An 11,690-nucleotide genomic window follows, 5' to 3' on the forward strand; every position below is an offset into this window, starting at 1 on the left:
TGTCAGGGGTTGCAGCGGTGGGTACGGGCGGCGAGTTCGGCGGCCGACCGGTCGCGGTGCTCGGTGGAGAAGCCGCAGCCGGGAGCGGTGCAGGCGGCGGTGTGTCTGGTCTGGCCACGGCCGTTGTTGTAGGTGCCGACCTTGACCGGCCCGAGCTGGATCACGTTGTAGAAGCGGTTCGGGCGCATCGGATCAACCTCCTTCGGTGTCAGATCAGTTGGAGTTGTTCGGCGATCGCTTGGCAGGTCGGGACGGGCAGGCCGAGCCGGGCGGTGAGCGCGTCGGCGGTGATCGGCTCGCCCGTGGTGTTCCGGTGTGCGTCGGCGATCGACCGGGCGTGGTCGAGCAGTGCCGGCGGGACCGCCGGACCAGTGGCGGGCGGCTTGGCCGGTGCCGGATCCAGTTCCGCCGCCGGGGCAGGGACCGGGACCGGGTCGGGTGTGTCGGTGCGGTGCATCTCGACTTCCGGCGCCGCTGGTTCGTCATCCGGCACCGGTTCCAGGTCCGGCGTGGCCGGGGTCGGGGTGGGGGCGTGGACCAGGAGGGTGCCGCCGAGGAAGGCGAGGGCGGGCCAGCAGGCGACGAGGATGCGCAGCCAGGCGGGCACGTGGTGCAGGTCGAGCAGCCCGGCCGTGGCGACGTTGGCGCCGAGCGAGGCCGCCAGGGCGATGGTGAACCAGGTCCAGGCGGAGCGGTCCCGGCCGGCGCGCAGCCGACGCCAGGCGGCGACCATCAGCAGGTCGACCGAGACCGGGTAGGCCCACGCCTTCCATCCGGACTGCCCGGCCGCCGCAGCCAGGTCGTACAGGTGCGCGAAGGACAGGGCACCGGCGATCACGGCTTGGATGAGGACGGCATCGAGGCGGAGCGAGCGGGTCACGGCGATCACTCCCCTAGTCCGTGACGGGCAGCGGCTTGACCAGGGACACTCCCGGGGCCGGGGCGTCGGTGGGCACGTGCGGGCGGAACGGGTCCAGGGTGGGGAAGTCCGGGACGAGGTGGGCGGACTCCCGACACACCGCCACGGCCTCATCGCGGGAGGTGTGCGGCGTGCGGATCTTCGCCCAGCCCCCGGAGGAGTCGGCGGCGACCGCCGTTCCCGGACGTTCTGCGGGGATCAGGCCGGCAGCCACGACCGCGTCCGGGGCCACATCCGCGAGGCCCATTTCGGCGGTCTGTTTGTCGTTGACGCGGTGCACGACCCGGCCGGTGAGCTGGGCGCGCAGCATGGTCGCGCCCTTGCCCGGCTCGGAGCCGAAGCGCTGCCCGCACACCTCCAGGTGGATGCCGACCGCGCGGGCCATCTGCGCCAGCCGGATCAGCGCGGTGACGATCCGTTCCCGCCGCTCCTCGTCCTTCCTGGAGGCGATGAGGAACAGTTCGGCCGCCTCGTCGACCAGGACGACGACCGGCACCGGCCGTAACCCTTCGGGCAGCTCCCACACGTCGGAGACGTCGCGCGCGCTGAGCAGGTCGAAGCGGGATTCCATCTCCGCCACCAGCACGTCCAGCAGCGAGGCGGCATCGTCCGGCGTGGTGGCCAGCGCCGACAGCCGGGGCGCGTACGCCTTCTGTTCCACGCCGCGCTTGCAGTCGATCCCGACCAGCGCCACCGGCAGCCGCGCCAACCCGCTGATCAGGTTCCGCTGGTACACGGACTTGCCCGAGTTGTTCGCGCCCAGCGTCAGCGCCATGGGCACCTTGCGGTAGTCGCGGACGAACGCGGTGCCGTCCTCCCGCAGCGCCACCGGCACCGCCAGCCCGTCAGGGCGCGCCCCGCGCGGCATCTTCACCCGGAACAGCACGTCATAGCCGGTCATGCGCAGCTCGACGTACCCCGGCTTGGTCTCCGCGATGGTCACTGAGTGCACGCCCCAGGCGTGCCGCAGCCGCTCCGAGGCGGCCACCAGGTCCGCCGGCTCCAGACCGGCCTGGAGCCGCAGGGTCACCCGCAGCCCGGTCGACGTGCCCCGAACTCGGCGCACCTTCGGCGGGACCGGCAACACCTCCCGCCGGGCGATGTTCCGCGCGAGGAACGCCCGCAGCCGCGAGGGCTGCACCGTCAGCCCGCACACGTCCATCGTGGAGCGGTAGGTGATCGTGAACCGGCCCCCGGTGACCGGCAGCCCGACCAGCGACCAGTACACGCGCGGCGCGCGCACCCTCGCGTAGCCCAGACCGCCGGCCCCCGCCAGAGCGCCCGTGGCCTCCAGCCACATCGTCAGGTCGGTCATGGTCAGGCCGCCGAGGTGATCGCGACCGCGCGGAACGAGATCCCGTGGCGCTTCTGGCCCTGGGGACCGGCTGCCGTCAGAAGCGGACTTGTCCGCTCGCTTCAACCTCTCGCGGAACACCGTCCGATCAGGGTTGAGTCTGTTGGTGAGCCAGGGGCTCATCACGTCGAGCCAGGGCCTGGGCTACGAGGTGCGGAAGCACGAGGTGTTCGAGCTGAACGCTTCCCGCTTCGAGAACTTGGACTTCCCGCAGAACGACGACGCGTACTCGACGGACGTGACGAACGCCGGCCGACGACCGCACCAGACGTTCCGGGTGGAACTGACGAAAGCACCCGAGTACATCGCCGAGCGGTTGAAGGTCGAGCCGGGAACGCGCTCCGTACTGCGGTTCTGCCATCGCTTCGTGGACGATGCGCCGTGGTCGACCCAGGCGACGCACTACCCGGATTGGCTGGTCCAAGAGGCGCCGCGTCTCGCCGAGCCGGGCGATATCGACGAGGGCACCACCCGCTACCTCACCAGCCTGGGCATTGAGCAAGTCGGGTACGCGGATGAGATCGCCACCCGGATGCCCACGCCAGAAGAGGCACGCCTCTTGGAGATTGGCCCCGGAGTCCCGGTTCTGCTCTGGACGCGCACGGGCTACACGACTGAACGTCCCGTGCGGTGCACGGTCACGACCTTCCGCGGCGACTTGAACCGCATGAACTACGAGATCGGCGACCTGTCCGCCCGGAACGAGAACGACGCCAAGTGAGAATCACGAGTGCCACGCCGGCAGACCTTGACCAGTTGCTGAGCTTCCGGAAGGAAGCGGCGGAGTGGATCAGCAAGCTGGGCAGCGACCAGTGGAGTCGGCCGTACCCGGCAGACCGCCTCTTGGCGACCATCGAGGTCGGAACCGTCTTCATGCTGAGGGATGGAGGGTGCACCACCGTCACCATCACGCTTACACCGGAGGCCGAGGAGGGGTTGTGGTCCGCCGAGGAGCTCAGCGAACCGTCCATGTTCGTCAACAAGTTGACGGTGTCGCGCGACTACGCAGGCCAGAACCTCGGGGGCAGGCTTCTCGATTGGGCCGGCGATCGAGCGTACCGCGTCGGGGCGAAGTGGCTGCGACTCGACGCATGGACCACCAATGACCGGTTGCAGCGGTACTACCTGGACCAGGGCTTCCAATACGTGAGGACCGTCCTCGAAGGCAATGCCGTCAACGGCGGCCCGCGTGTCTCAGGCTGGCTTGCCCAACGCCCAACCCGTCGAACCGAGCACGGATTCACCGACGAGGCAGCAAGCCCCGAGCCACTACGCGCCTGAGCTGTTACAGGTTTCTCTACCTCATCAAGCCCCGGCTGCGCTCCGCTCCGCCGGGCGCGCTTCCCGGCTCCGCTGCGCGCTGCGCTCCTGCCTTCGGCCCGCTCCGCGCACGCTGCGCCGACGCGCGCCCACATGTGGATAGGGCCGGTGGCCATGAGTCGAGCACCGCAGAGCGCGGCCCACGGTCAAGGCAATGCCTCCGGCGGGGGATCGGCCGGCACCGGGATGGAGGGGGCGCCGCTTCCGACTGCGGGTCCGTAGTGGCGTGCGCGGGGAGCTCCCATCCCGTCCGCCGTCGACCCAGGCAGAGCCGAGCAGACGCGGCCCATGGCGTCCAGGTCGTTCGTACAGTGGCGCGCTCCACCTGGACGCCAGGAACCACGCCCGCTCCACAGTGTGTGGGTCGACGGCAGACGGGATGGGAGCTGGGGTGAGTGGTGGGTGCAGGGGGCGTATGCAGTGACCGACGGCGGGATCGGCAAGGTCACGTCCGCCGACTCCCCGTGATCGGCCTGACAAGGATGAGGCCAGATCTCGAAGCCGGCCCCCTGACCGCAGCACGGCGGCCCGGTCTACGCCGGATGGCGGACGTCATGGACACAAGGCCCTGGCGGGGCAGGGTGGCTGCCGTGATCCGGTCTGTGACCCGCCTGTCCCGGTACGCCCGGGCTCATCGCGCCGGCGGTTCCAGGTGACTCGCTGCCGCATGGGTGAGCAGGCGTCAGAGATCACCTTGAAGGCCTAATCGATCATCGATTCGCCTTTTCTATTGGGTCATTTGACGCTCCATCAGCAAATGGAGAGTGCCCCGTTCGGCCCTTCGGCGCCAGCTTTTCCGATATGCCCGAAATGACGTCTCTGGGGGTCGTCAGTACGTTCAGTCACACGTCGGCTGTTGAAGCCGGCTTCTCAGAGAAGGAGCAAAAACGACATGATCATGACCCGTTCCTCCGCCATCACTGCGGCCGTGGCGGCCGCCGCGGCCCTGACCGCGACCGGCATCACCTACGCCACGGCCGCCCCCGCGTCGGCACCCCAGACGGCCCCGGCCGTCGTCCAGCAGGCGCCCGTTCCCGCCCAGGCACCCATGGGCAACGAGGGCGGCGAACGCGGCGGCGAGGGTGGCGAGCGCGGCGAGCGCGGCGAGCGCGGCCACGAGAAGAAGGAGCGCCACCACAGGGTGGGCCGGATCTTCATCAACGAGCGGTCGTTCTCCGCCCGCCCGGACGGCTGCATCACCGTGGTGAGCGGCCTGGGCGCCAACAGCTTCAACATCCGTAACGACAGCCGCGACACCGTCGAGTTCTTCCGCGGCGTCACCTGCGACAACGGTGCCCCCATCGCCACCGTCGGCCCCCACAGCGAGGCCAACAACGTCCGCCCGAAGTTCAAGGACGAGGACGAGAACTGCGAGAAGGGCGAGCACCACAAGAAGCACCACGAGGAGATGGAGGACGGCCTGAAGGTCAAGAACGGAGTCGTCGGCAGCTTCCGCGTCATCAAGCGCCACCACCACGAGAAGGGCGGATTCGACGGATTCGACGGATTCGACGAAGACTAAAATCGGCAACCGCGTGATGCGCATGCTGGAGAACCCCCGCCCGCCGTAATCGGGCCGGCGCCCTCCGGCCAGGCGCACAACACAGGATCCCGGCCCGCCGTAATCGGGCCGGGATTCTCGTCCGGACCCCGGCCCAAGGACATCCCTTCTCGGAACATCCACGCCAGACCATTGTCCGACAGATCACGCGCCTGCTACGCCATCCTCACCCCGGCGACGACCGCCAGTCCACCTTCCACGGCATGACCGGACACATCCCCCTCGTTCCCCCGCCAGTCGGCCAACTGGTGCCAGGTGGTGAGCGTGTCGGGATGCTCGGGACCGGACGACGAAGCGGTGCGGCTGTGGGACACGTTCACCCGCTGGCCCGTCGGCGAACCCCTCACCGCCCATAAAGACCGGGTTCAGGGTCTGGCGTTCTCGCGAGCACATCGCAGCTGGCGCGCCCATCCCGGAACGCCGGCGGAGGCGGAGGAGCGGCTGGGCCGTGTATTCAGGTCCCTGGGTGACTCGCTCGGCAGGAAGGGCAGGCTGGTCCAGCGGCAGCCGCCGGGCCGTCTCTGACGGCGCTCGGCCCGCTCGTGGGACCGGAACCCTCCACCGAGGGATTTGCGGGACGTGGGCGAAGCCGGTGGCGGTACAGCAGCGAAGCACAGCAACCGGCCCCGCCCGGCGGCGACCTCGTAAGGCCGTAGCGCGACCGGTATGACCGCCTCCGACCGATCCACATAGAGCTACGGATCAGAAGGTCATGCAGCTCACGAGACGGCCCAGTCACCGGCGGGCCGTCTCGGTTCCCGTCTCATTCAGCCCCGTACAGGGCCGTTCAGCCCGGGCCGTGAGCGAGGCTCGTCCCGGCACCCGGTCAGCCATGAATACAGGTGAACGACCCTGTACGAGGTTGTGTCCCGCCTCGTGGTGTAAGCGACCTTGCTCGACGCGTTCCGGTAAGCCGCACGCCGGCCACCCCATGGGACACGGCTCCCGCATCGCGCGCGGTTGACCTGCTGTCAGCGCCATGGGTGGCCCCTGAACCGCATCGATGCGGCGGCGACCTGCGCATTCCGAGTACTTGATCGGCTACACCACCTGGCGGGACGCGATCCTGTACGAGGCTCACCACCCCGCCAACACAGTTGGAAAGCGTGTTGGGGGCAACCCCTCACGAGTTCGAATCTCGTATCCTCCGCAGCCGCCCGCCAGGGCAGGCGAAGGTCCCGAGCGCTCAGCGGTCGGGGCCTTCGTCGTTCCTTGGTCGCAGTTCATCGCCGGGCAACGCGACGCCGGCACCACGAGGAACGCCGACAGTCCTCATGCGTCGACGAGGGCGACCCGGTGCGAGAAGGCATCGCGAAGCTCGGCGGGGATGCCCACGATTTCCCAGACCCCGGTGCGCTCGTTCCGCTCGCGCCGTACGCCGAACCGCTCGTACGGCAAGGAGCGGTCCCGGGCCTTGAAGCAGGCGTCCGCGGCGCCGGTGTGGGCGTGCGGGTCGTTGCCGGAGTTCGCGGTCGAGCGCCACTTCCCGTCCTCACACAAGTCGAGGTCGGCAATCGCGATGTGCCGGTGGCGGGCTCGTCGGGCGCAGGGCGGATGTCAGTGCGGATGTCAGTGCGGCGCAGGGCTTCGCCGGTGACCTTCTGGCGAAGGATGCCGACGCAGGTGCTGGACAACAGCACGCAGGCCGGCGCCGTGGCAGTGACGCCGCTTGCGAACGCCCGCTGATCTCTCCGCACTTCGGATGCCATATCCTCCACTGGCGAGCGGTGCCGGGGGCATCGCTCAGGGTCTCTCAGGGGGGAGTCACCGTGCTCGTACTGTCATGCCTGCTCGTTCTCGCCGCCGTGGTGATGTACTTCGTCGCCCGTGCCCAGAACTCGTTCCGGCTTCGGCTGGGTGCCGGCGCCGCACTGCTCGGCAGCGTGCTCTGCGGCATCGCCAGCAGCGTGTACGTCGTCGGCGCCTACGAGGTCGGCGTGCCGGTGACGTTCGGCAAAGTGGGTGCGCCGATGACGTCCGGGATGCATCTGAAGGCGCCGTTCACCGATGTCACGCCCTTCTCCACCCGTCCGGTCGACCTCAACCTCTCCGACAGGGACGTCGTCGAGGTGCGGTCCTCCCAGGGCGGTGTGATGTACGCGGAGTTGACCGTGAAGTGGGCGGTCACCCCGGACAAGGCGGGGGAGCTGTACCGGCTGGCAGGGAGCGAGGAAGCCATTCAGCAGCGGCTGGTCTACCCGGACAGCCGGGAGATCGTCCGGAACGTCTTCGCCCGCTACACCAGCGAGCAGGGCTACGCCTCGGCCCGGGAGAAGATCAACGCGGAGATCGGTGAGTTGATCAAGGAGCGACTCGCGCCCCGCGGTATCGACATCACCGCCGTGAACCTGCGCAACGTCAAGCCTTCGGACGCCCTCCAGAAGCAGATCGACCGCAAGATCCAGCAAAAGGAGGCCACCGAGCGGGCCGCCGAGGCGACCCGCACGGCGGAAGAGGAGGCCAAGCGCCGCAAGATCGAAGCCGAGGGCATCGCCCGCGCCAACAAGATCCTCAACGACTCTCTGACCGACAAGGTTCTGATGAACCAGTGCATCGACGCGTACAGGGAAGCGTCCAAGGAGAACCCGGTCTACGCCGTGCCCTGCGGCTCGGGCAACGGCACCCCGGTCATCGTGAACGGCGGCGGCCGGAACTGATTCTTCTTGCCGGCCGAGCCGGCGCATCGCACTCGGCTCGCACGGGCACACCCGGTGAACCTGTTCCCGGGCCCAGCCGCACCCGAGATCGTCCCGGGTGGCGTCAAGCAATCCGCGGTCGGGGTGGCGTGCGGTCAAACGGCATGGCAGGGCACCGCCCCGCCGGGTCCTGGCGTACGTGGGGCTACCGCCGACCTCACCCGCACATATTGCCCGCAGGTCAGAACGGTCACGAACACCCCCGTACACCCCCGCACACCCCCGCATACCCGGACGAAGACTTGGAAAGCGTGTCGGGGACAACCCCTCACGAGTTCGGATCCCGTACCCTCCGCCGCCCCAGAGGGCCGGACCACGAAAGTGGCCCGGCCCTCTGGCGTCCGTCCCAGTCTCCGTCCCAGTCTCCGCCCCAGTCGGCTCTCCGGCCCGCGCCGGGCGGCTCCCGGAGCGCGTCTCCGACCTGCTGCGCGACCTTCCGCGGCATCGTCCCCGTGATGTGCGTGTACCGGCCCGCATCCGGGCCGCTCCCCCGGGCTCCCCACCTGTGATCGCGTCGACCACGGAGTCCGGAACACCGGCATGTCCTCGGTGGTGGTCAGCCGGTAGGGCCGGAAGCCCCGGAAGAAGCGGGAACGGTTGCGGCGGTATCCGTATCCGGCGTGCCCGGTCGGCTCGGAGTGTTTGACGGTCCTGCGGGAGGCTGCGCAGGGCAACGGGGTGGAATCGATCAGCCGCAGGCTGTCGTGCCGGGTGGGCACCTGCCGGGCAGGGGCTCGATGACCCGGCTGACCGGTGGCCCGGCGACGCGGGGCCACCTGGTCGTCGATGAACACGTACAGCGCCGCCGGAAGGGCGTCCGGACCGGCAGTCGCACCTCAGCTGCGGGCGATGGACTGTTCGACGAGGGCGACGGTGGCGCGGGGGTCGTCGACCTCGATGACGAGGCGGTCGTAGGTTTCGGCGTCGGCGAGTTCGATGACGACCGCCTTGTCCGGGTTCTTCACGTCCCAGAAGAGGCGTTCGCCGCCGCGGCGGAAGCGGCCGGCGGTGATCACGCCGGGGAAGTGGGTGCCGCCGACGCGGATGCCCTTCGGTTCGCGGGCGATGCCGGGGTCGTGGGTGGCGCCGCGCACGTGGGCGAGGGGGATTTCCAGGCGGCTCTTGAAGGTCCAGAGCTTGTCGAGGCCCTGGAACTCGACGGTCAGCAGGTTGCGTTCACGGTCGATGGCGATCAGGGCCATGTCACTGCTCCTTGGAGGTGGTCGGCTGGGCGCGCAGGCGCAGGCGGGTGCCGAGGACGGTGGAGGCGAGTTGGGGGGCGGCGTCGCCGTGGGTGGGGCGCAGGGCGTTCTCCAGTGCGGTGATGCCTTCCGCGACCAGCGCGGCGACCTCCGGGTCGTGGGGGGCGCGTTCGGCAGCGGCGAGGAGGAGGAGTCCGGCGGCCGGGCCGTTGTCGTACGAGGCGATGGCCGCCGTCAGTGCCTGCGCGGGGTCGGTGAGGGCGGCGATGGCGGCGGTGGTCGGGTGGATCTCGTGGTCGAGGTGGTTGCGCAGGGCGGTCAGGTGCAGGCTCCGTTTGGAGCCGAAGACCTTGTAGAGACTGCCCCGGTGGATACCGGTGGCGGTCACCAGGTCGTCCACCGAGGTGCCCTCGTAGCCGTGGGTGGCGAAGAGGGCGGCCGCGGTTCCGATGGCCTGGTCGGTGTCGAAGGCGCGTGGTCGTCCCATGGCCATGATCGTATGCGGTTGGAGAACGATCAGTCAAGAACGAGCGTTCTTTTACGAGGACGCCGGAGACGCCGGCAAGCCGACACGCCTCAAGGGATGGGGCGCCCCTGGCGACGGTGCGGCACCGGTTCAGGGCGCGGTGGGCCCGCACCGCCTTCACGCAGGGCCTGGAATTCTGCGGCGGCGACCTCGTACGCACCGGCCGGAGGCAAGGCCGACGACAGTGACCGGCACGTTCCGGTCCGGGGTGTCGCGCCCGAGACCGACGAGCCCCATGCGTCGAACACCCCGCCTGGTCCCCGGACGGCAAGCGGATCGTCTACGACAGCCCGCGCGGCATGGAGTGGATCAACAGCGACGGCACCGGGCAGGAGGTGCTCACCGCGACCGGCAGCGCGGGCACCTTCTCGCCCGGCGGTACCCGGATCGCCTTCTCCACCATGGACGGCTCCGACTGCACCCGCAGCACCTACGTCGTCGATGCCGGGGAAAGAACCTCCAAGTCCTCCGACGGCCGCCTTCGACGCCGCCCTGATCACGGACGGTCTCCCGCTGATCTGCGCAAAGTGGCGGGCCGGAGCGGATGTCCGGGAGTTCCTCCGCGACTCGCTGGACAACCCGATCCCGGCGCTGCTGGTCTCCGCCGAGCGCTCACTGGCCGCGGAGCTTCCACCGCGGGCGATGAGCAGGGAGGTCCTGCGGGCCATCGGAACCGGGGAACGGACCTTCACCAACATCGCGCGCGCCGCAGGCGGCATCGCCCACACCACTCTCACCCGAGCCACGGAGGTCCTGACCGGGAAAGCGTGGTGGCAGTCGAGTTGCCGCTCTCACTGCGTCCGTCGAAGGAACGCCGCCACCGAGCGGTCGACCCTTGTCTGCGATTCTGGCTCGCGTTTCCGGACCCGCACATGGCGGAGATCGAGCGAATGCGGGGAGATCGAGCGAATGCGGGGAGATCTCGCTCTGGGCCGGATCAAAGAGCAGTGGACGAGTTGCCGGGGCCGCGCGATCGAGCCCCTGGTCCGGGAATCCCTCGCCCGTCTCCTGCCGGACGGGCGCCTGCCCGCCGCCCCGGCGATCGGCGGGTACCGGACCCGGAGCAACGACGTCGAAATCGACTTGGTGGGCGCCGACGGGTAGCCGATGGCCAAGCAGTCGCCCTTCCTCGGCTCGGTCGAATGGCTGGAGAATCCCACGTCCGACAGCCACGACCTGGCCGCGCTGCGGAAGCACCGGGCGGCGATCACCGACGAGCCGGTACCGCTCGTGGCGGTCTCCCGCAACGGGGTCGGCCGTTCCGGGCTCCAGGTCGCGTACGGCCCCGAGGAACTGCTCAGCGCCTGGCGCAGGTCCTGAGCAGGGCATGGACTCCCTTGGTTGCGGTACCGGTTGCGCCGGCCCACGTTCGACGGACTGCGCGTCGGCACATGATTCCCTCACCAGCGAGTTCATTCACGATCCGCAATATTCACATTCTCGTCACAAGTGACTCCAACACCCCCACCCCCTCCACAAAACAGGGCGGGCACATCCATCGGATGGTGTTTCTCGGCAAGTAATGCGGGAAAATCCCCAAGTTTGCCCGGGACGCCGAAACAGTGATTGCATCACGCCTGAGCACGGTGACGGAAAGTCAGAGCACGCGAATGGAGAACGGCGACCGTCCGCCCCGAACGGGCGGTGCGCGCCGGTCAGAAGGGAGCAACATGGGTTGCTCGCACGCCGCAGCATGTCCCCTTTTCCCCCTGCTCAGGGCGAGCTTGCAAGGTTGGCGCAACTACTACTGCGACAGCGCGGACCGGTGGCGCGAGTGCGCGCGCTACGAGTTGTCACTGACCGGCGAGCGCGTGCCCATCAGCCTGCTGCCCAACGGGGCCACCGCGCGACACCTCGAACGCGATGCCGACGCGAACCGGTCGGGCGTGGCCGGTCCGAAGCAGACACCCCGGCACACCCCGCCGTCACAGCCCGGTCCGTGGTCCCCGGAGACCGAATCCTGGTCCCAGCCGGTACCGGTCGGATCACCCGAGCCGTCGGAACCCGGAACCGCGGCAGCGGAGACCACGGCCCGGCCCGAGGCGACACTCACGCCGGCACCGATCCGGCCTCACCCCTCGTCACCCTCCATACGGATCACCCAGCCGCCGG

The 11,690-nt window shown here is 69.3% G+C and carries 10 protein-coding genes and 3 pseudogenes; 5 read left to right on the top strand and 8 right to left on the bottom strand.

What is annotated here, in order from left to right; translation table 11 throughout:
* Nucleotides 1-2 precede the first annotated feature (2 nt).
* Genes ACX25U_RS17060 through ACX25U_RS17070 form a run of 3 tightly spaced genes read right to left on the bottom strand, consistent with a single transcriptional unit; the run spans nt 3 to nt 2,234 of the window.
* Complete coding sequence (locus ACX25U_RS17060) at nt 3-188, bottom strand: mobile element transfer protein (protein WP_454393018.1); 186 nt, start codon at nt 186-188, stop codon at nt 3-5.
* Nucleotides 189-208: 20 nt separating this feature from the next.
* Nucleotides 209-880, bottom strand: coding sequence for a DUF2637 domain-containing protein (locus ACX25U_RS17065; protein WP_454393020.1), 672 nt, complete (start codon nt 878-880; stop codon nt 209-211).
* A 13-nt stretch (nt 881-893) separates the two neighbouring features.
* Nucleotides 894-2,234 carry an FtsK/SpoIIIE domain-containing protein gene (locus tag ACX25U_RS17070; protein ID WP_454393022.1) on the bottom strand — a complete coding sequence of 447 codons (1,341 nt, stop codon included), beginning with the start codon at nt 2,232-2,234 and terminating at the stop codon, nt 894-896.
* Between the two features lie 46 nt (nt 2,235-2,280).
* On the opposite strand from ACX25U_RS17070, the pseudogene ACX25U_RS17075 reads away from it, so the two are divergent.
* The 3 genes and pseudogenes from ACX25U_RS17075 to ACX25U_RS17085 form a co-directional block, all read left to right on the top strand.
* Nucleotides 2,281-2,994 (top strand): annotated as a pseudogene (locus ACX25U_RS17075) (GntR family transcriptional regulator); the annotation flags it as partial.
* On the top strand, nt 2,991-3,554 hold the full coding sequence (locus tag ACX25U_RS17080; RefSeq protein WP_454393024.1) for a GNAT family N-acetyltransferase: 564 nt from the start codon (nt 2,991-2,993) through the stop codon (nt 3,552-3,554). The pseudogene ACX25U_RS17075 and the gene ACX25U_RS17080, both read left to right, overlap by 4 nt.
* 931 nt (nt 3,555-4,485) lie before the next feature.
* Complete coding sequence (locus ACX25U_RS17085; RefSeq protein WP_454393026.1) at nt 4,486-5,115, top strand: hypothetical protein; 630 nt, start codon at nt 4,486-4,488, stop codon at nt 5,113-5,115.
* Nucleotides 5,116-6,426: 1,311 nt separating this feature from the next.
* Here the strand turns inward: ACX25U_RS17085 and ACX25U_RS17090 are convergent.
* Entirely contained in the window at nt 6,427-6,675 is a 249-nt protein-coding gene (locus ACX25U_RS17090; RefSeq protein ID WP_454394327.1) for a relaxase domain-containing protein, read from the bottom strand.
* Between the two features lie 248 nt (nt 6,676-6,923).
* Here ACX25U_RS17090 and ACX25U_RS17095 point away from each other — a divergent pair, with 248 nt between their 5' ends.
* On the top strand, nt 6,924-7,811 hold the full coding sequence (locus ACX25U_RS17095; RefSeq protein ID WP_454393028.1) for a prohibitin family protein: 888 nt from the start codon (nt 6,924-6,926) through the stop codon (nt 7,809-7,811).
* Between the two features lie 572 nt (nt 7,812-8,383).
* Here the strand turns inward: ACX25U_RS17095 and ACX25U_RS17100 are convergent.
* The 4 genes and pseudogenes from ACX25U_RS17100 to ACX25U_RS17115 form a co-directional block, all read right to left on the bottom strand.
* Nucleotides 8,384-8,650 (bottom strand): annotated as a pseudogene (locus ACX25U_RS17100) (hypothetical protein); the annotation flags it as partial.
* 36 nt (nt 8,651-8,686) lie between these two features.
* Nucleotides 8,687-9,052, bottom strand: coding sequence for a hypothetical protein (locus tag ACX25U_RS17105; RefSeq protein WP_454393030.1), 366 nt, complete (start codon nt 9,050-9,052; stop codon nt 8,687-8,689).
* A gap of 1 nt (nt 9,053) precedes the next feature.
* A complete protein-coding gene (locus ACX25U_RS17110; RefSeq protein ID WP_454393032.1) occupies nt 9,054-9,539 on the bottom strand; it encodes a TetR/AcrR family transcriptional regulator in 486 nt (161 codons plus the stop codon).
* 319 nt (nt 9,540-9,858) lie between these two features.
* The gene (locus ACX25U_RS17115) at nt 9,859-9,999 is read right to left on the bottom strand and encodes a hypothetical protein (RefSeq protein ID WP_454393034.1); all 141 of its coding nucleotides are present in this window, start codon (nt 9,997-9,999) and stop codon (nt 9,859-9,861) included.
* A 47-nt stretch (nt 10,000-10,046) separates the two neighbouring features.
* On the opposite strand from ACX25U_RS17115, the pseudogene ACX25U_RS17120 reads away from it, so the two are divergent.
* A pseudogene (locus ACX25U_RS17120) lies at nt 10,047-10,898 on the top strand (ATP-binding protein); the annotation flags it as partial.
* Nucleotides 10,899-11,690: the final 792 nt, after the last annotated feature.

It is taken from the genome of Streptomyces sp. JNUCC 63, assembly GCF_054366325.1.